General features: G+C 71.5%; 27 protein-coding genes. 6 read left to right on the plus strand and 21 right to left on the minus strand.

From position 1 onward, the window contains the following. Positions 1–137: 137 nt before the first annotated feature. Complete coding sequence (locus tag FHY05_RS06970) at positions 138–809, plus strand: energy transducer TonB (RefSeq protein WP_183943674.1); 672 nt, start codon at positions 138–140, stop codon at positions 807–809. Positions 810–954: 145 nt separating this feature from the next. Here the strand turns inward: FHY05_RS06970 and FHY05_RS06975 are convergent, their stop codons facing one another. From FHY05_RS06975 to pgsA, 3 genes are read right to left on the minus strand one after another with little or no spacing between them, the layout of a single operon-like run. Continuing rightward, entirely contained in the window at positions 955–1,386 is a 432-nt protein-coding gene (locus tag FHY05_RS06975) for a molybdenum cofactor biosynthesis protein MoaE (RefSeq protein ID WP_183943675.1), read from the minus strand. Continuing rightward, complete coding sequence (gene moaD / locus FHY05_RS06980) at positions 1,383–1,634, minus strand: molybdopterin converting factor subunit 1 (protein WP_183943676.1); 252 nt, start codon at positions 1,632–1,634, stop codon at positions 1,383–1,385. Before moaD ends, FHY05_RS06975 begins: the two co-directional genes overlap by 4 nt. Positions 1,635–1,639: 5 nt before the next feature. Beyond that, positions 1,640–2,206: a CDP-diacylglycerol--glycerol-3-phosphate 3-phosphatidyltransferase gene (pgsA, locus tag FHY05_RS06985; RefSeq protein WP_183943677.1), complete on the minus strand. Its 567-nt coding sequence runs from the start codon at positions 2,204–2,206 to the stop codon at positions 1,640–1,642. Positions 2,207–2,336: 130 nt separating this feature from the next. Here pgsA and FHY05_RS06990 point away from each other — a divergent pair, with 130 nt between their 5' ends. Next, entirely contained in the window at positions 2,337–3,632 is a 1,296-nt protein-coding gene (locus FHY05_RS06990; RefSeq protein WP_183943678.1) for an MFS transporter, read from the plus strand. Between the two features lie 543 nt (positions 3,633–4,175). Here FHY05_RS06990 and FHY05_RS06995 read toward each other — a convergent pair. Continuing rightward, positions 4,176–4,349: a hypothetical protein gene (locus FHY05_RS06995; RefSeq protein ID WP_183943679.1), complete on the minus strand. Its 174-nt coding sequence runs from the start codon at positions 4,347–4,349 to the stop codon at positions 4,176–4,178. A gap of 95 nt (positions 4,350–4,444) precedes the next feature. Here FHY05_RS06995 and FHY05_RS07000 point away from each other — a divergent pair, with 95 nt between their 5' ends. Together FHY05_RS07000 and FHY05_RS07005 are read left to right on the plus strand one after the other, a co-directional pair. Further along, complete coding sequence (locus FHY05_RS07000; RefSeq protein WP_183943680.1) at positions 4,445–4,984, plus strand: gamma carbonic anhydrase family protein; 540 nt, start codon at positions 4,445–4,447, stop codon at positions 4,982–4,984. A gap of 49 nt (positions 4,985–5,033) precedes the next feature. Beyond that, entirely contained in the window at positions 5,034–6,005 is a 972-nt protein-coding gene (locus FHY05_RS07005; RefSeq protein ID WP_183943681.1) for a nitronate monooxygenase family protein, read from the plus strand. Between the two features lie 283 nt (positions 6,006–6,288). Here FHY05_RS07005 and FHY05_RS07010 read toward each other — a convergent pair whose 3' ends face one another. Together FHY05_RS07010 and FHY05_RS07015 are read right to left on the minus strand one after the other, a co-directional pair. Next, on the minus strand, positions 6,289–6,750 hold the full coding sequence (locus FHY05_RS07010; protein WP_260181369.1) for a DUF1465 family protein: 462 nt from the start codon (positions 6,748–6,750) through the stop codon (positions 6,289–6,291). 68 nt (positions 6,751–6,818) lie between these two features. After that, on the minus strand, positions 6,819–7,028 hold the full coding sequence (locus FHY05_RS07015) for a YdcH family protein (RefSeq protein ID WP_183943682.1): 210 nt from the start codon (positions 7,026–7,028) through the stop codon (positions 6,819–6,821). A 195-nt stretch (positions 7,029–7,223) separates the two neighbouring features. On the opposite strand from FHY05_RS07015, the gene FHY05_RS07020 reads away from it, so the two are divergent. Next, on the plus strand, positions 7,224–7,382 hold the full coding sequence (locus FHY05_RS07020) for a YdcH family protein (protein WP_183943683.1): 159 nt from the start codon (positions 7,224–7,226) through the stop codon (positions 7,380–7,382). A gap of 79 nt (positions 7,383–7,461) precedes the next feature. Here the strand turns inward: FHY05_RS07020 and FHY05_RS07025 are convergent, their stop codons facing one another. Then, positions 7,462–7,929, minus strand: coding sequence for a hypothetical protein (locus FHY05_RS07025; RefSeq protein WP_183943684.1), 468 nt, complete (start codon positions 7,927–7,929; stop codon positions 7,462–7,464). After that, positions 7,926–8,678 carry an A24 family peptidase gene (locus FHY05_RS07030; RefSeq protein ID WP_183943685.1) on the minus strand — a complete coding sequence of 251 codons (753 nt, stop codon included), beginning with the start codon at positions 8,676–8,678 and terminating at the stop codon, positions 7,926–7,928. The genes FHY05_RS07025 and FHY05_RS07030 overlap by 4 nt, the downstream gene beginning before the upstream one ends. A 309-nt stretch (positions 8,679–8,987) precedes the next feature. On the opposite strand from FHY05_RS07030, the gene FHY05_RS07035 reads away from it, so the two are divergent. Next, complete coding sequence (locus FHY05_RS07035) at positions 8,988–10,175, plus strand: acetyl-CoA C-acyltransferase (protein ID WP_183943686.1); 1,188 nt, start codon at positions 8,988–8,990, stop codon at positions 10,173–10,175. Between the two features lie 183 nt (positions 10,176–10,358). Here FHY05_RS07035 and FHY05_RS07040 read toward each other — a convergent pair whose 3' ends face one another. The 13 genes from FHY05_RS07040 to leuC form a co-directional block, all read right to left on the minus strand. Next, entirely contained in the window at positions 10,359–10,778 is a 420-nt protein-coding gene (locus FHY05_RS07040) for a Dabb family protein (RefSeq protein WP_311732392.1), read from the minus strand. A gap of 248 nt (positions 10,779–11,026) precedes the next feature. Further along, on the minus strand, positions 11,027–13,111 hold the full coding sequence (locus tag FHY05_RS07045; RefSeq protein WP_183943687.1) for a prolyl oligopeptidase family protein: 2,085 nt from the start codon (positions 13,109–13,111) through the stop codon (positions 11,027–11,029). Positions 13,112–13,352: 241 nt separating this feature from the next. Next, entirely contained in the window at positions 13,353–14,351 is a 999-nt protein-coding gene (nadA, locus tag FHY05_RS07050) for a quinolinate synthase NadA (RefSeq protein WP_183943688.1), read from the minus strand. Positions 14,352–14,388: 37 nt separating this feature from the next. Next, positions 14,389–15,096, minus strand: a complete 708-nt coding sequence (locus FHY05_RS07055) for a DUF4230 domain-containing protein (RefSeq protein WP_183943689.1) — start codon at positions 15,094–15,096, stop codon at positions 14,389–14,391. Next, entirely contained in the window at positions 15,081–15,944 is an 864-nt protein-coding gene (locus tag FHY05_RS07060; RefSeq protein ID WP_183943690.1) for an MBL fold metallo-hydrolase, read from the minus strand. The genes FHY05_RS07055 and FHY05_RS07060 overlap by 16 nt, the downstream gene beginning before the upstream one ends. Before the next feature lie 90 nt (positions 15,945–16,034). Then, positions 16,035–17,564, minus strand: coding sequence for a M56 family metallopeptidase (locus tag FHY05_RS07065; RefSeq protein WP_260181370.1), 1,530 nt, complete (start codon positions 17,562–17,564; stop codon positions 16,035–16,037). An 11-nt stretch (positions 17,565–17,575) separates the two neighbouring features. Continuing rightward, positions 17,576–17,944, minus strand: coding sequence for a BlaI/MecI/CopY family transcriptional regulator (locus FHY05_RS07070; RefSeq protein ID WP_183943692.1), 369 nt, complete (start codon positions 17,942–17,944; stop codon positions 17,576–17,578). A 424-nt stretch (positions 17,945–18,368) separates the two neighbouring features. Continuing rightward, positions 18,369–18,707, minus strand: a complete 339-nt coding sequence (gene grxD / locus FHY05_RS07075; protein WP_183943693.1) for a Grx4 family monothiol glutaredoxin — start codon at positions 18,705–18,707, stop codon at positions 18,369–18,371. Positions 18,708–18,731: 24 nt separating this feature from the next. Continuing rightward, the gene (locus FHY05_RS07080; RefSeq protein WP_183920569.1) at positions 18,732–18,965 is read right to left on the minus strand and encodes a BolA family protein; all 234 of its coding nucleotides are present in this window, start codon (positions 18,963–18,965) and stop codon (positions 18,732–18,734) included. Between the two features lie 5 nt (positions 18,966–18,970). Further along, positions 18,971–19,294 (minus strand): DUF1476 domain-containing protein, encoded by a 324-nt coding sequence (locus FHY05_RS07085; RefSeq protein WP_183943694.1) that lies wholly within the window; start codon positions 19,292–19,294, stop codon positions 18,971–18,973. A 279-nt stretch (positions 19,295–19,573) separates the two neighbouring features. Next, positions 19,574–20,575, minus strand: coding sequence for an NADPH:quinone oxidoreductase family protein (locus FHY05_RS07090; protein WP_183943695.1), 1,002 nt, complete (start codon positions 20,573–20,575; stop codon positions 19,574–19,576). Further along, positions 20,538–21,170, minus strand: coding sequence for a 3-isopropylmalate dehydratase small subunit (gene leuD / locus FHY05_RS07095; protein ID WP_183943696.1), 633 nt, complete (start codon positions 21,168–21,170; stop codon positions 20,538–20,540). The genes FHY05_RS07090 and leuD overlap by 38 nt, the downstream gene beginning before the upstream one ends. Positions 21,171–21,304: 134 nt before the next feature. Further along, complete coding sequence (leuC, locus tag FHY05_RS07100; RefSeq protein WP_183944013.1) at positions 21,305–22,735, minus strand: 3-isopropylmalate dehydratase large subunit; 1,431 nt, start codon at positions 22,733–22,735, stop codon at positions 21,305–21,307. Between the last annotated feature and the right edge of the window lie 22 nt (positions 22,736–22,757).

Genomic DNA, 22,757 nt, shown 5'->3' on the forward strand with positions numbered 1-22,757 from the left:
CTGTCCCATTTCACGCCCACAATGGGTGGAACCCCGGCTTGACCACCCGGCGGCCGAGGCGCAGCCTCCATTGTCCGGAGCTCGCCGATGGCCGGGCAACATGGCCGCCACGGCACTCCAGGTTGGAGGGTTGTCGCATGGCTTATGCAGACCGGGTCCCCAGTTCGAGACGCCTCACCACCCTCGCCGCGGTCGCCGCGATCCATGGCCTGATCGGCTATGTGTTCGTCAGCGGCATGGCGGCGAGCTTCGTGACGTCGGTGACGACAGAGCTGACGATTCGCAACATTCCGTTAGAGACTCCGCCGCCACCTGATCCGGCGCCGCAGCCGACGCAGGTCGCGTCCAAGCTGCAGCCGAGGGAGACGATCGTCACGCCCGAGCCGGTCGTACCGACCGCCGTGGACAAATCCTTCACGATCGAGCCCGCGCCCCCCATCATCCCGATCACGCCGATCATCGGTGGTGGCAGCGGCACCGTGGAGATCACCCCGCCCCCGCCGCCGCTGAGCAAGGCTAGCAGCGTCCGCGCGCGCGGCGATCGCACACGCTGGATCTCGACGGAGGATTACCCGCCCTCCTCGATCCGCGCCGGCGAGCAGGGCGTGGTCGCGATCGCGCTCCAGGTCGACGCGGCCGGCAAGGTCACCGGGTGCAGCGTCACCGCGTCGAGCGGCCATGACGCGCTCGATCAGGCGACGTGCCGGCTTTACCAGCGCCGCGGCCGCTTCACCGCGGCGCTCGACGAGGCGGGGACGCCCGTCGCGGCCACCTTCACCGATCGCGTCCACTGGGTATTGCCGCGGTGAGGTGAGCGGGCGCGTCTCACGACACGAGGCTGTTCCCCGGCGCAGGCCGGGGAGCAGTTGGGACAGCGTCGGTGACTTCTCACCAGCGTCACCTGGCTGGCCCGGGCCGTCGTCGGGGCCCAGCGGCATCGGGCGACGGACGCGTCTATTCCCAGCGCGCCGCCGCCTCTCCGTCGCCCGCGCGCGCCTCGACCCAGCGTGCCGCGCCGTTCACCGTCTCGCGCTTCCAGAAGGGCGCGTCGGTCTTCAGCCGGTCGATCAGATAGGCGCAGGCCTCCAACGCCGCGCCGCGGTGTGGCGCACAGGTGCCCACGAAAACGATCCGTTCGCCCGGCGCCATCGCTCCGACGCGATGGACGATCGTCGCCGCGGTGAGCGACCAGCGCGCGCTCGCTGCCGCGGCGAGCCGCTCCAGCGCCGCCTCGGTGGCCCCCGGGTAATGCTCCAGCTCGAGCGTCGCGACGCCGTCGTCGCCGCGCACCAGCCCGGTGAAGCTCGCCACCGCGCCGTCGCGCTCGAGTTCCGCGAGCTCGGCCGCGACGTCGATCGCGGCGGGCGAGACGGCGACGCGGATCATCCGCCCGTCACCGGCGGGAAGATCGCCACCTCGCGCGCGCCGGCGATCGACGCGTCGAGCGGCACGAACGCCTGATCGACCGCCGCGCGCAGTCGCGCCGGCTCGGCGAAGGCGGCGGCGTGGCGCTCGCTCGCGGCGGCGAGCCAGGCGACCAGCTCGGCCACCGTCGTCACCGACGGCGGCGGCGCCACCTCCTCCTCGCCGACGCCGACGCGCTCGCGTACCCAGGCGAAATAGAGCAGCCGCATCGCGCTCAATCCATGTGCCGCAGGCCGACGCGGAGGTAATCCCACCCCGTCACGATCGTCAGCGCCGCCGCGCCCCACAGGCTGGCGAGCCCGACCTGGTGGACCCATACCGCCGCGGGCACCGCGCCCGAGAGGATCAGGGCGCCGAGCGACACCAGCTGCAGCGTCGTCTTCCACTTCGCCAGCCGCGACACCGGCAGCGACACCTGCAGGCCCGCGAGGAACTCGCGCAGCCCGCTCACCGCGATCTCGCGCAGCAGGATCACCAGCGCGGCGATGATATGCACCCCGGTGATCACGGCGACGTCGTCGTGGCGCGTCCCCACCAGCATGAGGATCACCGCGGCGACCATGATCTTGTCGGCGATCGGGTCGAGGAACACGCCCAGCTTCGAGACGGTGCCCTGCGCGCGCGCCAGATAACCGTCGAAATAGTCGGTGATGCCCATCAGGCAGTAGAGGCAGAAGGCGATCGCGAAGCCGGCCTGCCAGCTCGGCCACCACAGGAAGGCGACCAGCAGCGGCACCGCGACGATCCGCGAGAGCGTCAGGAGGTTGGGCAGCGACAGCATCGCCCGCCGACGTGGACCGCGCACGCCCGCGGCGCAACCCGCGGCCGCGAAAAACAGCGTTTGGAACGCGCGCCTCCAGGGGCTATGGCCGCGGCAAGTACCAACTATCCGAAGGGCCTGGTCCCGCGTCATGATCAATGCCCTCGGGCTGCTCAAGCGGCGGCGCTTCCTGCCGCTGTTCACCACCCAGTTCCTCGGTGCCTTTAACGACAATCTGTTCAAGACCTCGATGGTGCTCTTCGCCACCTACGAGATCTTCGCCGACGAGACGCAGGAGAGCTTCTTCAACGCGCTGAGCGCGGCGCTCTTCATCCTGCCCTTCTTCCTGCTCTCGGCCTTGGCCGGGCAGCTCGCCGACACCATGGACAAGGCCCGGATCATCCGCATCGTCAAGACGGTGGAGATCGCGATCATGGCGGTCGGCACCGCCGGGCTGATGCTGGCACGCACCGGCGCGGTCACGCTGCCGCTGGTGCTCATGCTCACCGCGGTGACCGGGCTGGGCGTCCACTCGACCTTCTTCGGCCCGATCAAATACGCCATCCTGCCCCAGCATCTCGAGGAGGACGACGTGCTCGGCGGTACCGGGCTGGTCGAGGCCGGGACCTACCTCTCGATCCTGCTCGGCACGATCGTGGCGGGCTTCGTCTACCGCTCCACCGCGCTAGTGGCCGCGCTGACGATAGCGGTGGCGCTGCTCGGCTGGCTCACCGCGCGCGCGGTGCCGCCCGCGCCGCGGCTCGGGCCCAAGCTGGCGGTCGACCTCAACCCGTTCCGCGCCTCCTGGCGCCTGATCGCGGGCACGATGCACATCCCGCGGCTGTTCCTGGCGATCTGCGCGATCAGCTTCTTCTGGACGATCGGCTCGGTGCTGATCATCGTCTTCCCGCCCCTGGTGAAGAACGTGCTGACCGCGGACGCGAGCGTCGCCAGCCTGGTGCTGGCGGTCTTCTCGGTCGGCGTCGCGATCGGATCGGTGGTGATCAACCTGCTGCTGCGCGGGCAGATCTCGGCGCGCTACTCGCCCGCCTCGGTGATCGCGATGGGCGTGGCGGTGCTCGCCTTCCGCTGGGTGGTGGGGCTGTGGACACCGGCCGCGTCGGGGCATCTGTTCGACATGGCCGGCTTCCTGCACCAGCCGCATGCCGCGCTGGTGCTGCTGGCGCTGCTCGGGGTGGCGGTCTTCGGCGGCATGTTCGTCGTGCCGCTCTACGCTTTCCTCACCACCACCGTGACCAAGGACCACACCGCGCGCACCGTGGCGGCGAACAACGTCGTGAACGCGGGTGCGATGACGATCGGCTCGATCGTGGTCGCGGCGATCACCGCGGCGGGTGTGACGCCGGCGCAGCTGCTGCTGGTGGTGGCGGGCATGTGCGTCGTCTCCGCCTGGATCGCGCAGCGACTGCATCGCGCCTGCGACTGAGGCGGCGCGGATCCAACAGGACTCAACATTCGCTGCGAATGTGAGCGGGCGTGAAAATCGCCCCGCACGCGATTGTTCTTGCTTGAGAAAAGCTGACCTCCCGTGGTCAAAAAGCGAGGCTACCGGTCACGTGAACGCGGCGAAAGTTGAGTCACTGGCGCGATCCGCGCCGGTGTTGAGTCGCTGGATGACTCGCGCGCGCGGCCCGCTGTGTTGTGGTGCCGGCGCGTGTCGCCGCGCGCGACCGCCGGCGATGAGAGCGCGCGCGGTCGTGCGTCGTGCCAGAGCGCGCGCGTGTAGGACAGCCGCGAAGAGGTGAACGCGCGCGCGCGATCGCGGTGGGGGCAAAATTGCTCAGCCACACGCCCGCTGGCGTCATCCTGAACTTGATTCAGGGTTCGCGGGCCCGCGGGTGATCCGGGAACGGGTCCAGGATGACGCCGATGAACTCGAGCAACCTGCCCGCGCCGGGAGCGCGTCGCCGCGAGGCCGCTGGTGTCACCCGCCACGCCGCGCCACAAAGCGCGGCACAACGCCCGCCGGCTAGGCGATCAGCGTGTAGAAACAGGTGAAGAACGCCGAGAAGCTCAGCAGGAACAGCTTGGCGTCCTCGCGCGTGCGCGACCGCGGCGCGCCCACGAACGGCGGGGGCGGCGGCAGCGACCGGCGGAACGGGTGGCGGGCGCCTTCATTGGTGAGGACGAGTCTGCGATCCATGACTATGCTTTAACGCGATATTTACGTTTAGGACCACGTCCCCGATGCGGCGCACGCTTCCCGCCGCGGGACAGCAGCGACAGGAGAGACGACCGATGCCGCTCTACGCCTTCAAGGGACAGCAGCCGACGCTCGCTTCGCGCGCCTGGGTCGCGCCCAGCGCCGACGTGATCGGTGCGGTGCGGCTCGGCGAGGACGTCGGCATATGGTTCGGCGCGACCGTCCGCGGCGACAACACCGACATCACGGTCGGCGCGCGCAGCAACGTGCAGGAGGGCTGCACGCTCCACTCCGACCCGGGCGCCCCGCTGACGATCGGCGCGGACTGCACGATCGGGCATCGCGCCATCCTGCACGGCTGCACGCTGGGCGAGCGCGTGCTGATCGGCATGGGCGCGATCGTGCTCAACCATGCGGTGATCGGCGACGACTGCCTCGTCGGTGCCGGCGCGCTGGTGACCGAAGGCAAGGTCTTCGCGCCGCGCAGCCTGATCATCGGCAGCCCCGCGCGCGCCGTGCGCGAGCTCGACGACGCCGCGGTGGCGGCGCTGCGCGTCTCGGCGGCGCACTACGTCGAGAACGCGCACGCCGCGGCGGCGACGCTGGAGCGTATCGACACGCCGCCGAACGGTTGACGTGGCGTCAGCCTTGCCAGCGGCGGGGCGCCTCCACATAACCCGGCCCATGTCGACACCGCCGCTCCTGTCCTGCCTCCGGCTGCCGATCATCGGCTCGCCGATGTTCATTATATCGGGGCCGGAGCTCGTCATCGCGCAGTGCAAGGCGGGGATCGTCGGTTCCTTCCCGGCGCTCAACGCCCGCCCCGAAACGCTGCTCGACGAGTGGCTCCACCAGATCACCGAGGAACTGGCGGCGCATAATCGCGCTCATCCCGACCGGCCCGCCGCGCCGTTCGCGGTCAACCAGATCGTCCACCGTTCCAATGACCGGCTCGAGCGCGACCTCGCGGTGTGCGCCAAGTGGCAGGTGCCGATCACGATCACCTCGCTCGGCGCGCGCGAGGATCTCAACCACGCGGTGCACGCCTGGGGCGGGATCACGCTGCACGACGTGATCGACGACCGCTACGCGCGCAAGGCGGTGGAGAAAGGGGCCGACGGGCTGATCGCGGTCGCCGCCGGCGCGGGCGGTCATGCGGGCAAGCTCTCGCCCTTCGCGCTGGTGCAGGAGATCCGCGCCTGGTTCGACGGCCCGCTCGCGCTGTCGGGCGCGATCGCCACCGGCGACGCGGTGCTGGCGGCGCAGGCGATGGGGGCGGATTTCGCCTATATCGGCTCGGCCTTCATCGCCACCGAGGAGGCGCGCGCCGACGCGCGCTACAAGCAGGGCATCGTCGAGGGCGGCGCGGCCGACATCGTCTACACCGACCTCTTCACCGGCGTGCACGGCAATTACCTGCGCGGGTCGATCACCGCGGCCGGGCTCGACCCCGACAACCTGCCGCAGGGCGACTATCGCACGATGGACTTCGGCTCGGCCGCGGGCAACGAGGGCGGCGCCAAGGCCAAGGCGTGGCGCGACATCTGGGGCTCGGGCCAGGGCATCGGCGCGGTCGACCGGATCGAGCCGGTGGCGGAGCGAGTGGAGCGGATCGCGCGGGAATATGCGGCGGCGCGGACCCGCATCGGGGTGTGAGGGCCGCGACGAGCTAGCGCGAGCGACTGCGGCAGTATGGATCGGTGTCGGTGGCTCGAAGGCGGATCGCACCCCTTTCTTCGTCATTCCCGCGAAGGCGGGAATCCAGACACGCAGGTCCTTGATGGAGCAGCATCGTCGGCGTGTCTGGATCCCCGCCTACGCGGGGATGACGGCAGAAGGGGATAGAGCGGCGACGAGAGAGCCGGTCTGTCCTGCTCCTTCCTCGACATTCGCCGACGCTCCTACTCGCTTCTACGCGTTCAGGACTACACGGCTGCCCTCAGAACGCGGTCGCGAGCCGATCGAGCATCGAGCGCGCCGGACTCGCCGCGGGCTGCTGCGCCAGCTGCGCGTGGTCGAGGCGGGCGACGCGGCGGTGCAGGTCGCTGCTCGCAGCGATCATCGCGCGCGCGCGCTCGGGCAGCGACTCCACCTCGCCCGGCTCGGTCGCGGGCGCGGCGCCGAGCCGGCGCGCCGGGTCGATCGCCTGCACCGGGCTCAGCTCGCCCGCGATCACCGCGCGCTGCGTCAGCAACCAGGCGATCACGTGCATCAACCGCGTCGTCACCTTGAGCGACTCGCAGCTGAACGTCACGCGCTCGATCGGCGCGAGCGACTCGCGCTCGGCGCGGCCGCCCTCGTCGAAATAGTGGCGCGCCTCGTCGGCCAGCACCATCGCTTCCATGTAGAAGGTGTCGATCAGCCGCCGCTGCATCCGCTCGGCGTCGAGTAGCTGTGCCATGCCGTTGATTCTGCCACGAACCGCCCGGCGCCGCCAAGCGCGTTGACCATCTTTCGCGCGGGCGGGGCTCAGGCGATGATGTCGGGGATGATCTGATCCTCGAGCAACGCGATCTCGTCGCGCAGCCGCAGCTTGCGCTTCTTGAGCCGCATCAGCTGGAGCTGGTCGGCGGTGCCGCCCTCCCCCAGCGCCGCGATGGCGGCGTCGAGGTCGCGGTGCTCGACCCGCAGCGCGCTCAGCCGCGCCGCGATCTCCAGCTCGTCCGCGTCCGCCTGCATCTGTCGCCATCCCCTGGTTGTGCGCCACCGTCCCTAGCAGCGGCCCCGGCCGTCTCCCTAGCGCATTCGGTGCGCCCCGCACGAGTCGTCGCATCGTCGCCGCGATCGATCGATCGACATCAAATGACACGCGACTCTCCGTGCGTTTCGTGGTTTTATCCGGAGTCCCGTTCAACCAAGAAGGAGGCTACTGCCATGCAGACCGCGCACCTCTCGGCCCTGGAAGCGAAGCACGCGACGCTCGAGCAGCGGATCGCCAGCGAGTCGCAGCGACCGGCGCCGGACACGATCGTGATCGCGGACCTGAAGAAGCAGAAGCTCAGGCTGAAAGAGGAGATCGACTCGCTGCACTGACGCGCGCGCGTCCACGGCACGGGCCGAGAGCAGGGGCCCGGCGGACATGCTCCGCCGGGCCTTTCTCATGCGGGCGCGCTCAGCGTGGCTGGGGAGCGGCGGCGGCAGCGGCGGGCGCGCAGCCGACCAGCCCGGCGAGCGGCACCACCAGCGTGTCCTGCCCCGGACGGTCGAGCCGCAGCGTCGCGCTGGGCACCGCGGCACCGTTGTTGAGATTGGGACGCGGCTCGATCGTGAGCTGCACCGTCGCGGTCACCTCGCCGCCACGATAGACCGACTCGGCGTTGAGCCCCAGCGACACCGTGCCGGCCGCGCCGGCGCGCCCGAGGTCGCGCACCGAGCCGTCGAGCGATATCCGCAGCGTCGACGGGTCGGCGGTGGCCACCGCGGCGAGCCCGCGCACCTGGCCGGTGGAGAAGAGATAGGCGGCACAGCCGCGCGCGGGCAGTTCCTGGCGCGGCAGCGTGCTGAGCGGGAGGCCGTCGATCGAGTCGGCCGGGAGCGCCGGCGCGGCCTGGACGAGCGCGAGCAGGAAAGCGAGCGTCATGGCGCCGAGACTATCATGACGAGCCACGCCGGATAAGCCGCGATCGCCAGCAGCGTGCCGAGCGGCAGTGCGTCGTCGCGCGCCAGCCCGCGCCCGCGCAGATGCTGGAAGGCGACCCAGCCGAGCCCGACCAGTCCCGCCACCAGCAGCACCGCGGGAAGCAGCCGCCAGCCGAGCCACAGCCCGATCGCGCCGAGCAGCTTGGGATCGCCGCCGCCCATCCCGTCGCGCCCGCGCCACCGACGATAGCCAACCGCGACGAGCCACAGCAGCGCGAAGCCGGCCACACCGCCGATCACCCGCTCGGCGACGTCGGGCGGGCACCACCAGGCGGTCACCGCGCCGCCGAGCGCGAGCGCGGCCACCAGCTCGTCGGGCAGCCAGAAGTCGCTCGCGTCGAGCAGCGCGAGCACCAGCAGCAGCCAGCCGAACAGCGCCCCCGCCGCCGCGTTCCAGCCCGGCGCGGCGAGCCCGGCGGCGACGCCGACCGCGGCGCAGCCCGCCTCGACGAGCAGGTGGCGCTGGTCGATCGCGGCGCCGCAGCTGCGACACCTGCCACGCGCGACGGCGCCGCTGACGAGCGGCACCAGCTCGTGCGCGGCGAGCGTGCGGCCGCACGAGTCGCACGCCGAGCGCCCGCTCAGCACCGAGCGTCCGGCCGGCCAGCGCACCGCGATCGTCGCGAGGAAGCTGCCGACGATCGCCCCGAACACACCGAGCAGCGCGGGCCAGACGAGCGGGTCAGCCACGGACGGACGTCGGGCGACGGTGAGGCGGAAGCGCACCACGAACAACACGCTGTTCCCCGGCGAAGGCCGGGGCCCGCTTGCGAAGGCCGAAGTGATGGAACCGCGGCGCCTCCCACCTGGGCTCCGGCCCGCGCCGGGGAACAGGTAGGGAGAAGCGATCACCGACGATCTCGCCGCTCGAGCGCTCACCCGGCCCCGCTCGCTCGCTCGCTGTCGTCCCGCTGGTCACCCGCGACCGCCTAGCGGTTTGTAAAGCACCCCGCGAGCGATTAGATGCACCGCAACATATCGCACGAGAGGAACCCCGCCATGGCCACCGATCCCGTCGTCATCCTGTCCTACGCGCGCACGCCGATGGGCTCGATGCAGGGCAGTCTGGCGGGGCTGAGCGCGAGCGAGCTCGGCGCGGCGGCGGTGAAGGCGGCGGTCGAGCGCGCCGGGGTCGATGCTGCCGCGGTGGAGCGGATCTACATGGGCAACGTCCTCTCCGCCGGCGTCGGCCAGGCTCCCGCGCGCCAGGCCGCGATCCGCGCCGGGCTCGGCGAGCATGTCGAGGCCACCACGCTCAACAAGGTGTGCGGCTCGGGCATGCAGGCCGCGATCCTCGGCAGCGACGCGCTCGCGGCGGGCTCGGTCGATTTGGTGATCGCGGGCGGCATGGAGAGCATGACCAACGCGCCCTATCTCTCCAAGGCGCATCGCGGCGGCGCGCGCATCGGCCACGACCGCCTGTTCGACCATATGTTCCTCGACGGGCTCGAGGACGCCTATGAGCCGGGCAAGGCGATGGGCGTTTTCGCCGAGGACACCGCGCAGGAATATCAGTTCACGCGCAAGGCGCAGGACGATTTCGCCATCGCCTCGCTCCAGCGCGCGCAGGCGGCGCAGCAGAGCGGCGCGTTCGACCGCGAGATCGTCAGCGTCGACGTGGTCGGGCGCAAGGGCACGACGACGGTGAGCGCCGACGAGCAGCCGAGCAAGGGCGACATCACCAAGATCCCGACGCTCAAGCCCGCCTTCGCCAAGGAGGGTACGATCACCGCGGCCAACGCCTCGTCGATCTCGGACGGCGCCGCCGCGCTGGTGCTGACCCGGCTGTCGGTCGCGGAGAAGCTGGGGATCACGCCGGTCGCGCAGATCGTCGCGCATGCCGCGCACGCGCATCGCCCCGCGCGCTTCACCACCGCGCCGGTGCCGGCGATGAAGAAGGTGCTGGAGCGCGCCGGCTGGAGCAAGGACGAGGTCGACCTTTGGGAGGTCAACGAGGCCTTCGCCTGCGTCGCGATGGTGGCGATGCAGGAGCTCGCGCTCGATCACGAGGTGGTGAACGTCAACGGCGGCGCCTGCGCGCTGGGACACCCGATCGGCGCCTCGGGCGCGCGCATCCTGGCGACGCTGCTGGCGGCGCTGGAGAATCGCGGGGCGAAGCGCGGCGTCGGCTCGCTGTGCATCGGCGGCGGCGAGGCGGTGGCGATGGCGGTCGAGCTGATGAACTGAGGGGACGGCGAGGAAGACTCGCGCGGCTCCAGGCGCGCGCGCTCCCCACCGCTTTCACCCCGGCGCACGCCGGGGTCCAGGTGGGGCACGCTCGTGGCCTCACACCGACCTTCCCACCTGGGCCGCGGCGTCCGCCGGGTCGGCACGTGTGAGGGGCTAGGCCACTGCTTCCCGCCCCTTACCTCACGCGCTGAGCACGTCGTACACGGTCACCTTGCGCCACAGCTTCTCGCACTCGGCGACGAAGGCGCGATGGATCGGGTGGTCCTGATAGGCCTTCTGGTCGGCCACGGTGTCGAAGAACATCAGCTCGGACACGTCCCAGCTCGAGTCGATCACGTCGCGCTGCTCGGTCGGCGCGGGCACGCCGATGTGGAGCCCGCGCAGCGCCGGGATGCCCGCCAGCGTGCGCAGCCCCGCGATCAGCTTGGCACGGTCGCCGGCGTCGGAGGGGTTCTTGAGCCAGAAGAAGACGTGGTGGACCACCTTGGCCGGGATCGCGGGGGCGGCCGCCTCGGCCTCGCCCGCCACCCCGGTCGCGGCTGCCGCGCCGGCGCCGCCGAGCGCCATCATCATCATCAGGTCCCGCCGGCTGCTCTCCACGCGCTTGCTCCCGTCAGTGTCTTGGATGGCGCCCTTGTCTGGAAGCGGACGGGCGCAAGTCAAGGCATTTGGAAGAGGGCGACGTGCCGGCTCGTCGCTTCACCCCGGCGAAGGCCGGGGTCCAGGTGGGTTGGTCGCGGTGAGACTCACAGGCGTTCCCCAACTGAACCCCGGCGTTCGCCGGGGTGAAGGGCGGGCAGCGACGGGCGTCGCCCACCTGAGCCCCCGCCTTCATCGGGCACACTCCCCTACTTCCCCATCAGCTCGCGCCTGAGGAAGGCGTCGAGCAGTGCGGCGCGGTAGGCATCCTCGGCGTGGTCGGCTCCCACGGCGTGACCGCCCTCCAGGTACTCGTGGAAATAGACCGGATTGCCCTCGGCCTTCAGCAGTGCCGCGAGCTTGCGCGCGTGGCCGGGATGGACGCGATCGTCCTTGGTCGAGAGATAGAAGAAGGCCGGCGGGTAGCGCACCCCGTCGCGCACGTTCTGGTACGGCGAGTAGCGCCGGATGAAGGCCCAGTCGGCGGGCTTGTCCGGATCGCCGAACTCGTCGATCCATGAGGCGCCGGCGGACAAATGCGAGTAGCGCTTCATGTCCTCCAGCGGCGAGCCGGCGATGATCGCGCCGTACAGGTCCGGCCGCTGCGTCAGCGCGACGCCCACCAGCAGCCCGCCGTTGGAGCGCCCCGACACCGCGATCTTCTTCTTCGCCGACACGCCGGTGCGCACCAGGTCCTCGGCGACCGCGTGGAGATCGTCGTAGACGTTCTGGCGCTTCTCACGCAGCCCCGCCTGGTGCCAGCGCGGTCCGTACTCTCCGCCGCCGCGCAGGTTGGCGAGCACATAGGCGCCGCCCTGCTCGACCCAGAAGAGCGCCAGCGGACCGGCGCGATAGGGCTGACCGGTGAGATAGGTCGGCGTCTGCGCGAGCTTAAACCCCCCGTACGCGTGGATCAGCGCGGGCGCGGGGGCCGTCGCTCCCTTCTTGGTGACGAGGAAGTATGGCACGCGCGTGCCGTCGCGCGAGGTGGCGAAGCGCTGGGTCACGGCGAACCGGCTGGCGTCGAAGCGCGCCGGCAGTGATTGGACGACGCGCGGCGGGCCCCGCTCGCCCGCCACGTACAGCGTCGGCGGCGTCAGCATGCCCTCGACCGAGACGAAGGTCTCGTCGCTGGCGCCGACCTGGGTCGCGAGATGCACCGTGCTGTTGCCCGGCAGCGGCACCGCGCGCTGAGTCCACGCGCCGTCGGCGCCGCGGCGCAGCGCGAGCAGCCTGCCCGAGACGTCGTCGAGCAGCTTGACCCAGAGCACGTGATCGCTCGCGCCCGCCTCCTCGATCGCCTGACGCTCGGTCGGCGCGAGCACCAGCTCGGGCGTCGCGCGGCGGCCCGCGGCGATGTCGGCGAGCGGCCAGGCGACCAACGCGCCCGCGGGGAAGCCGAGCGCGGGCTGGCTCAGCCGCGCGACTACGCGACCGTCGATCACCTCCATCACGTCGGCGTTCTTGGGCAGGCCGAGCGGGACGAAGCGGCCGTCGTCGGTCCCGAGCAGCAGCGCGCGATCGAAGAAACTGCGCCCGACGCTGATCATCGGCCAGCGCCGCGTCGCGTCGACGAAGGCGAGCGGGGTCACCTCCACCGCGGTGACCGGCGACTCATGCACGAGTCGTGCGTCGGCGAGCGGGGTGCCGCGCCGCCAGCGTTTGACGATCCGCGGGTAGCCCGACTCGGTCAGCGAGCCCTTGCCCCAGTCGGTCGCGACGAGCAGCGTGTCCTGGTCGACCCAGGTGGCGTCGTTCTTGGCCTCGGGCACGACGAAGCCGCCGTCGACGAAGCGGCCGGTGGTGAGGTCGAACTCGCGCACGACCTGCGCGTCGGTGCCGCCGTTGCTGAGCTCGACGAGGCAGCGCGTGTAGGCGGGTTCGAGGCAGCTCGCGCCGTGCCACACCCAGCTCTTGCCCTCCGCCTTGCCCAGCGCGTCGACGTCGATCAGCGTGCGCCACCGGGGCTTGCCCGCGCGATAGTCGGCGAGCGGCGACACGCGCCACAGCCCGCGGGGGTTGCGCGCGTCGCGCCACAGGTTGGTCACCTGCTGGCCGATCACCGCGTCCGGGTCGGCGATCTGCGCCTCGTCGTCGAGGATCTCGCGCGCGCGGGCGCGGTCCTGCTGGAAGCGCGGATCCTCGGTGAGCACCGCCTCGGTCTCGGCGTTCCACGCCTTGACCTGGTCGAGCGCGCGCGCGCCCTCGATGTCCTCGAGCCAGCGATAGGGATCGGCGATGGGTGCGGCGGCGGCGATCAGCGGCAGGAGGGCGAGCGGGAGGAGGGTCTTCATCGCCGCCCTGCGTAACGGCGGCGGCGACGGAGGGGAAGCGCGCGGGTGACGGCGGGTGGTGACCGGCGCCGGTTCGACCGCGCGGTTGGCGTCAGGCAAGGGCATCACGCCGCTCCGACACCGTCGTCGCGACCTTGAGCCGGAGTCCATGTCCCCGCGGGAGAGAGGCACGTGGTGTGCGCCGCGGCATGGATCCCGGCTCCAGGCCGGGACGACGACGAGGGGCGACTGCGCCCGTCCCTCAGTCCCCCGTCACCTTCACCTTGCCGAGGTCGCCCTGCCCCACCGTCGCGCCGGCCAGGCTCATCATCGCTTCGAGGCTCTTCTTGGCCTCGAGCCGCAGCCCTTCCTCGATCTCGATCCGCGGAGTGAGATCGCGCAGCGCGAGGTACAGCTTCTCCATCGTGTTGAGCGCCATGTACGGGCAGATGTTGCAGTTGCAGTTGCCATCCGCCCCGGGCGCACCGATGAAGCGCTTGGCCGGCAGCGCCTTCTCCATCTGGTGGATGATGTGGGGCTCGGTCGCGACGATCAGCGTTTCGCCCGGCATCGCCATCGCATATTCGAGGATCCCGCGGGTCGAGCCGACGTAATCGGCGTGGTCGAGGATCACCGCGGGGCATTCCGGGTGCGCCACCACCGGCGCGCCGGGGTGCTCGGCCTTGAGCTTGAGCAGCTCGGTCTCGCTGAACGCCTCGTGGACGATGCACACGCCCGGCCACAGGATCAGGTCGCGCCCGGTCTTGCGCGCGAGATAGCCGCCGAGATTGCGGTCCGGGCCGAAGATGATCTTCTGCTCGGGCGGGATCTTGGCGAGGATCGTCTCGGCGGAGGAGGAGGTGACGATCACGTCGCTCAGCGCCTTCACCGCGGTCGAGCAGTTGATGTAGGTGAGCGCGATCGCGTCGGGATGCTGCGCGCGGAAGGCGGCGAACTGCTCGGGCGGGCAGCTGTCCTCGAGCGAGCAGCCCGCGTCCATGTCGGGGAGCACCACGGTCTTCTGCGGCGACAGGATCTTGGCGGTCTCGGCCATGAAGCGCACGCCACAGAAGGCGATCACGTCGGCGTCGGTCGCCTGCGCCTTGCGGCTGAGGTCGAGGCTGTCGCCGACGAAGTCGGCCAGGTCCTGGATCTCGGGCCTCTGGTAATAATGCGCGAGGATCACGGCGTTGCGCTCCGTGCGGAGGCGGTCGATCTCGGCGCGCAGGTCGAGCCCGGCGAGGCTGGTCGGCTGGTCCATGCGAGCGCAGATGGCCCGGCGGCGCCGCCGGATCAAGTCAGCTGCTGTTGCCGAGCACTTCCTCGAGCGAGCGGGTGAGGTCCCAGCGCTCGCTGCTGCCGGTGCGCGGCTCGCCGGCGAAGCGCACCGTCACGGTCACGGGCAGCCCCGCGGCGTCGAGGCTGCCCGCGAACAATCGCTCCAACGCGGCGCGGCCGTTCTCGCGCGCCTTGCGCATGTTCTCGGGCTCGCGCGCCTTGGCGGCGACGACCGTCGTCGCCTTGGCCGACACCATCTTCTGCAGCTCCGCCATCGCGCCGCGCGGCGGCAGGAAGCCCGTGGTGGTGTCGAGCGTGACACGGCCCTCGTCGACGTTGGGATTGCCGACGACGACGTCGGGCACCTCGACCAGCAAGGTCCGCCGACGCGCGTCGTAGCGGAAGTCGCGCGGCGCCAGCGCCCCGAGGTCGACGAAATAGTCGACGTCGTAGGGGGCCTTGATCAGCCGCACGTAGCGCAGCCAGCCGAACATCCGGGTGGTCGACGCGGTCGACTGGACCGTGCCCGCGAGATGGCTGACGCGCAGGTCGCTGCTGCCGTACAGCCGCCCCGCGACCACGCGCGCCACCGCCACGCCGTCGTCGTCGGTCGAGACGGCGTAGCGCTCGGTATAGTAGCGATAGCCGACGAAGGTCGCGACCAGGATCGCCGTGGCGATCGCCAGCGACACCAGCAGCTTGCCCAGCCCGGTCAGATGATCCGCCACGCGCCCTCCTCCCGCGCCGCCACGCCGCGCCGCTCCAGATCGATGAGATGCGCCAGCACCGAGCGCGCCGCCGCGCCCGCGAGCCGCGGGTCGAGCCCGACGTACATGCGCTCGACCAGCGCGGCGACGGTGTGCGGCGAAGCGGTGAGCAGCCGGACGATCTGTCCCTCGCGCTGCCGGCGATGCCCGAGCATGCCGCGCACCAGCCGCTGCGGGCGCTCCACCGCCTCGCCGTGGCCGGGGTAGTAGACACGGTCGTCGCGCGCGAGCAGCGCCTCCAGGCTGGCGAGATACTCGCCCATGTCGCCGTCGGGCGGCGAGATCACGCTGGTGGCCCAGCCCATGACATGGTCCCCCGAGAAGAGCGCCCCGCTCTCCTCCAGCGCGTACGCGAGATGCTGGCTGGTGTGGCCCGGCGTCGCGAGCGCGGTGAGCGTCCAGCCGTCGCCCCCGACGCGGTCGCCGTCGGCGAGGACGTGATCGGGGGTGTAGCCGCGATCGAAGGCGGCGTCGACCGCGGCGCCCTCGCCTTCCTCGCCGCGCACCGTGGCGGCCGCGCCGACGATCGGCGCGCCGGTCGCCGCGGCGAGCGCGCGCGCGGCGGGGGAATGGTCGCGATGGTGGTGCGTGACCAGGATCGCGCGGACCGGGCGTCCGGCGATCGCGGCATGGAGCGCGGCGAGATGCGCGCCCTCGTCGGGACCCGGATCGATCACCGCGACATCGTCACGCCCGACGATATGGGTCTGCGTGCCCGTGTAGGTATAGGCCGAGGCGTTCGGAGCGAGCACGCGGGCGACGAGCGGCTCGAGCGGGACGGCCAGGCCGGTGGGAGGAGGCTTCGCCATCGCGCCACCAGATGGCGGCTGCGCGACGGCGAAGCAAGCGGGGCGAAGCGAGCGAGGCGACGTGAGTGGGGGCGACCCGAGCGGCGCGGCTCAGTCGTGGTCGCGCTGCGCCATCTCGTCGCGCACCTCGCGCATCGCCTGCTCGATCTCCCGGACCGCGTCGCGGCGCGCCTCGGCGGGCATGTCACGGTTGGCGGCGAGCTGCGCGCGGGTCTGCTCCAGGCTGGCGAGCGCGGTGCGCATCGCGCCGTCGCGCTGGCCGCGCGCCTCCACCGCCGCCCGGCTCGCCTCGCGCGCGGCGCGCTCGACATGGTCGGTGCAGATCACGGTGACGCGCTGGCCGTTCTGCGTCGCGCTCATCACGTAGCGAGTCGGCTCGCCCCCGCAGCGGCGGCTCGCGACCGGCGGCACCGGCGGCAGCGGCGGGACCGACGCGAAGGCGGGCACCGGCGGCAGCGGCGCGACCGGGGGCACGGGCGGCGTCGGCACCGGATGCGCCGCGATATAGTCGGCCGCCTCCTGGCCGTCGTAGGTCGTGGTCTCGCCGTCGTGCACGATCGTGACTCGCTGGCCATGGTGACCGGGCGCGGGCACGGGTGGGACGTCCGGCACCGCCGGCGCGGCGGGCGGCTCGGGGAAGGACGCCATCAGCGACAGCGCGTCGTCGAAGGCGTGCGGATCGATCCCGACCGCCTCCTCGACCCCGCCGCGCATCCGCTCCGCCGCCTGGGTGCCGGAGGCGGTGAGCCCCAGCGCGCCGAGCGCGATCGCGGCGGTGGCGGCGACGCCGAGCGTCGTGCGGGTGCGCGAGGCGCGCGTCCTGCTCAGCATGCGCAGTCGCCCTTTCAGGTCCTTGACGGTGTGGAGGTGGCAGGTGGCGGTCACGGCGCGGCCGTGCGCCGCCTTGACGATCGCGCAGCCATAAGCGTGGCGCGAGGCGCCGCCGAGCCGGGCGAGCACGCCCGCGTCGTTGGCCATCTCCTGGTCCGCGCGGAAGGCGCGGAAGGCGATCCAGGCGAGCGGGTTGAACCAGTGGAGCGCGAGCACCACCAGCGCCACCCAGTTGGCGACGAGGTCGCCGCGGCGGTGATGGCCGAGCTCATGCTCGAGCGCGAGCGCGCGCTCCTCGGCATCGAAGCGCGCCGCGAAGTCGCGTGGGAAAGCGACGACCTTGTCGAACACGCCGAACGCCACCGGGCCGCGCGCCGCCTCGCTCTGCACGATCGTGATGCCGCCGATCTGGTCGAGCGCGAGACCGTGCCGCAGCAGCCGGTAGCGGAAGCGCCAGTAATCGGCGACCTGCCACAGCAGCAGCGCGAGCGCGCCGGCGGCCCAGGTTCCCAGCACGACCGCCGGCAGCAGCGACGCCGTCTGCGGCACCAGCGCGGGCAGCGCGGCGACGGGCGCGAGCGCGTGTGCGATCGGCTCGCCCGCGGGCAGCGACGCGAGCGTCGGCAGCGCCTCGGCGCGCCAGCCCGCGGGCAGCGGCGGCAGCAGCAGCCGCAACGCCGGGATCGCCCACAGCGCGTAAGCGATCGGCGCCCCGAAGCTCCGCCGTACCGGCGCGCGCAGCCCCAGCACCGCGACCATCAGCAGCGCCGACGCGAGCAGAGATTCCATGGCCCAGGCAATCATTGCTTCAACTCCCGCAGAAGTGCCTCGATCTCGGTGATGTCCTGCGCGGTGAGCGCGTCGCGCTCGGCGAGGTGCGCGACCAGGGGCGTGAGCCGACCGCCGAACAGCCGATCGATCAGCCGCCGCGACTCGCCCTCGACATAGTCCTCGCGCTGCACCGCCGGGCTGTAGAGGTAGCGGCGGCCGTCGACCTCGTGACGCACCGCCTCCTTGGCGAGCAGCCGACCGAGCAGGGTCTTGACCGTCGCGGCACTCCAGCCGCGCGCGGGGTCGACCCGCTCGGCCACATCCTGCGCGGTGAGCGGGCTGTCGTCCCACAGCACCTCCATCACCGCGTGCTCGGCATCGCTGATCCGCTCGGCCACGACTCGCTCCTCATTGACTACGGCTGTAATCGTACCGATTACGGGTGTAGTCAATAGCGCGGCGGGACCGAGGCTCTCGCTTTTCCTTACATGCCGACGCGGCCACGCGGGGCGCTCCACGGCACGCAGAGTGTGGCTCGTCTCACCTCACGCGCGTCGGTCAGCCCGCTCGGCTGGTGGCGTGCCTGCAGGTCACCCCGCTCCGGGTCACGGGTGAGGGAGCGCGGACCGCATGCGCTTCCATCGCGGGAGAAAGCATTCCCCTTCTCACACGCGTCACCCCGGCGAAAGCCGGGGTCCAGTCGTGAAGCGCGCGTGAGACTCACCACGGCTGCACGACTGGACCCGGCTCGCGCCGGGGTGACGAGAGGTTCTTCAGTGACAAGGAGGCTGAGAGGAGGAGGTATGCCCCCCCCTCCCTCGGCTACTTCGCCTCGGCTGCCGCGGCGCCGGCGTTCTGGAACAGCTCGGCGAGCTCGCCCGACTCGTACATCTCCATCATGATGTCCGAGCCACCGACGAACTCGCCGCCGACGTAGAGCTGCGGGATCGTCGGCCAATCGGAATAGCCCTTGATGCCCTGTCGGATCGCCTGGTCCTGCAGCACGTCGACGCTCTCGAACGCGACGCCGAGCCGCTCCAGGATCGCGACCGCACGGCTCGAGAAGCCGCACTGCGGGAACAGCGGCGTGCCCTTCATGAACAGCACCACCGGATTGTTCTTCACCACCGCGTCGATGCGGGCGTTCGTGTCGTCGGTCATCGCTTCAACCCTCTTGTACCGCGCCTACTTCGGGACGGCGGTGGTCAACTGCAAGGCATGCAGCACGCCGCCCATGCGCCCGCCCAGCGCGGCATAGACCGCCTGGTGCTGCTTCACCCGCGGCATGCCCGCGAACGACGGCGCCACGACGCGCGCCGACCAATGGTCACCGTCGCCGGCGAGGTCGGTCATCTCCACCTCGGCATCGGGGATGCCCGCCTTGATCAGCGCGGCGATCTCCGCTCCCTCCATCGGCATTCGTCTTACTCCGACTGCAGCAGCTGGCGCCGCGCCTCGATCGTCTTCTCCTCGAGCGCGCGGCGCACCGCGGCCTCGTCGACGTCGACGTTGGCGGCGGTGAGGTCGCCGTACACCTTGCGCACCACGTCCTCGTCGCCGGCCTCCTCGAAGTCGGCCTGGACGACCGCCTTGGCATAAGCGTCGGTCTCGGCGGGGGTGAGCTGCATCAGCTCGGCGGCCCATTGCCCGACGAGGCGGTTGCGCCGCGCGACGATGCGGAACGCCACTTCCTCGTCGCGCGCGAACTTGGCCTCGAACGCGCGCTGGCGATCCTCGAAAGCGGTCATGCTGGTTCCCCACCGTGTAGCGCACCGGGATAGTGCGCGCGGCGGCGCGGTGCAACGGGCGGGCGGGTGATGGGCGGCGGGGACGGTGGCCGAGCCGCGTCCTGCCTACCCGCGTCGTCCTCCCCGGCGAGGGGAGGCGGAGGCGGAACGGCCGCCGGGGGAGTGGCGCCGGCGGTCATGTCCGATCCGCTCGCCGGCTGGCACACCGCTCCGTCGCGCCACGCGCGCCACCTCCCCTCCGCAGCGAAGAATTGACCGATCCGGTCGTTCGCCCGCAGGCTACGCCCCCACCCGCACGACCAGCTTGCCGACTGCCGCGCGCGCGGCCATGCGCGCGATCGCCTCGCCGCCGCGCTCGAACGGGAACACCTCGGTGACTCGCGGCGCGATCCTGCCCTCGCCCCACAGTTCGAACAGGCGCGCGATGTGGGCGCGGTTGCGCTCGGGATGGCGCGCGGCGAACGCGCCCCAGAAGACACCCCGGACGTCGCAGCTCTTCAGCAGCGTGAGGTTGAGCGGCAGCCTGGGGATGCCGGCGGGGAAGCCGACGACGAGGTAGCGCCCTTCCCAGCTGAGCGAGCGCAGCGCCGGCTCGGCATAGTCGCCCCCGACCGGGTCGTAGACCAGGTCGAAGCCATCCGGCCCGGCCGCCGCCTTGAAGCGGTCCGCCAGCGCCTTGCTCTGCTCCTTGTCGAACGGCGCGCGGCCGTAGACGAGCACCTCGTCCGCGCCGGCGTCCCGCACCGCCGCCGCCTTGGCCTCGCTCGACACCGCGCCGACGACGTGCGCGCCGAGCGCCTTGCCCAGCTCGATCGCGGCGAGCCCGACCCCGCCCGCGGCGCCGAGCACCAGCAGCCGCTCGCCCGCCGCGATCGCGCCGCGGTCGACCAGCGCGTGGATCGTCGTCGCATAGGTGAGCAGCAGCGCGGACGCTTCCTCGAAGCTGCGCCCCGCGGGCACGGCGTGGAGCGAGTGCTCGGCGAAGCGCAGCCGCTCGCTCAGCCCGCCCATCATCGTGTTGCCCATGACCCGGTCACCGACCTGCCAGCGGGTGACGCCCTCCCCGACCGTGTCGACCACGCCGGCGATCTCGCCCCCCGGCGCGAACGGGCGCGGCGGGCGCATCTGGTAGCGGTCCTCGATCACCAGCACGTCGGGATAGTTGATCGCGCAGGCCTTGACCGCGACCACCACCTCGCCCGCGCCCGCGACGGGATCGGGCAGCTCGCCGATCTCCAGCGTGTCAGGCCCGCCCGGCACCCTCGACAGCAAGGCCCGCATGATCCGCTCTCCCGTGCCCGATCCAAGGGCGCTCGACGCCGAGCCGCTCCTCGAAATTCGAAATCACGGTATCCTTTGCCAGCGTGAGGCCGACCTCGTCCAGCCCCTCCATCAGACAGCGGCGGCGGAACGGGTCGAGTTCGAACGTATAGCGATCCTGGTACGGCGTGGTGACCGTCATCGTCTCGAGATCGACGGTGACCGGGTCGGTCCTCGCCACCTCGACGAGGCGGTCGACCGCCTCCTGCGGCAGCACCACGGTGACGATGCCGTTCTTGAACGCATTGCCCGAGAAGATGTCGGAGAAGCTCGGCGCGATCACCGCGCGCACCCCCATGTCGGCCAGCGCCCAGGCGGCATGCTCGCGGCTCGAGCCGCAGCCGAAATTGTCGCCCGCGATCAGGATCGGCGCGCCGGCGTAGCGCGGGTCGTCGAAGAGGTTCCCGGGCTGCGCGCGCACCGTCTCGAACGCGCCGCGGCCGAGGCCGGAGCGCGTGATCGTCTTGAGCCAGTGCGCCGGGATGATGACGTCGGTGTCGACGTTCTTGGCGCCCCAGGGATAAGCGGTGCCGCTGACGCGGGTGACGGCCTGCATCAGCGCGCCGGGTTGCTCGGCGGGATCGCTGGCTTGGCGATCGCCGCATAAGCCGCGACGCCGCTCAGCACCGAGCCGGCGATCAGGAACATGAGCACTTTCTTCATGGATTATCCCCTCGGTCTATCGCGCCATCATCCCATCAGCTCGCGCACGTCGGCGAGCCGCCCGGTCACCGCCGCGGCCGCCGCCATCGCGGGCGACAACAGATGGGTGCGCGAGCCAGGTCCCTGTCTCCCCACGAAATTCCGGTTCGAGGTCGAGGCGCAGCGCTCGCCCGCGGGTACCTTGTCGGGGTTCATCGCGAGGCACATCGAGCAGCCCGGCTCGCGCCACTCGAAGCCCGCCGCGGTGAAGATGCGGTCGAGCCCCTCCGCCTCGGCCTGCCGCTTGACCAGACCCGAGCCGGGTACCACCAGCGCGCGCACGCCGTCGGCGACGTGGCGCCCGTTCGCCACCGAGGCGGCGGCGCGCAGGTCCTCGATGCGGCTGTTGGTGCAGCTGCCGATGAAGACGTGCTGGATCGGCACGTCCTGCATCCGCATGCCCGGGGTGAGCCCCATATAGTCGAGCGACTTCTGCGCGGCGGCGCGCTTCGAGGCGTCGGCGAAGCTGTCGGGCGCGGGGACGCTGCCGGTGATCGGCACGACGTCTTCCGGGCTGGTGCCCCAGGTGAGCGCCGGGGCGATGTCGCTCGCCTCGAGCCGCACGACCTTGTCGTAGCGCGCGCCCGGGTCGCTCGGCAGCGTGCGCCACCAGTCGACCGCGCGCCTCCAGTCGTCGCCCTGCGGCGCCATCGGGCGGCCCTTGAGATAGGCGAAGGTGGTCTCGTCGGGCGCGATCATCCCCGCGCGAGCGCCGCCCTCGATCGACATATTGGCGATCGTCAGCCGGCCCTCGACCGACAGAGCGCGGATCACCTCGCCGGTGAACTCGATGACATGGCCGGTGCCCCCCGCGGCGCCGATCCTGCCGATGATGGCGAGCACCACGTCCTTGGCGCTGACGCCATAGCCCAGCGTGCCGTCGACTCGCACCTCCATCGTCCTGGAGGGCGAGAGGATCAGCGTCTGCGTCGCGAGCACGTGCTCGACCTCGCTGGTGCCGATGCCGAAGGCGAGCGCGCCGAGCGCGCCATGCGCCGAGGTGTGGCTGTCGCCGCACACCATCGTGGTGCCGGGCAACGTGAAGCCCTGCTCGGGGCCGACGACGTGGACGATCCCCTGGCTGGCCGACAGCGCGTCGATATAGGGCACGCCGAACTCGGCGACGTTGCGGCGGAGCGCGGCGAGCTGCTCGGCGCTCTCGCGGTCGGCGATCGGGAGCTCCTGCCCCGCCGCGTCGGTGCGCGCGGTGGTGGGCAAGTTGTGGTCGGGCACCGCGAGCGTGAGGTCGGGGCGGCGCACGCGACGGCCGGCGACCCGCAGCCCCTCGAAGGCCTGCGGGCTGGTCACCTCGTGGAGGAGGTGGCGGTCGATGTAGATCAGGCAGGAACCATCGTCTCGGCGCTCGACCACGTGAGCGTCCCAGACCTTCTCATACAGGGTGCGCGGGCTGGACATGATCCGCGGCTGTTAACCGAAAAGG

Source organism: Sphingomonas sp. BK580 (assembly GCF_014194975.1).
GTDB lineage: Bacteria > Pseudomonadota > Alphaproteobacteria > Sphingomonadales > Sphingomonadaceae > Sphingomonas.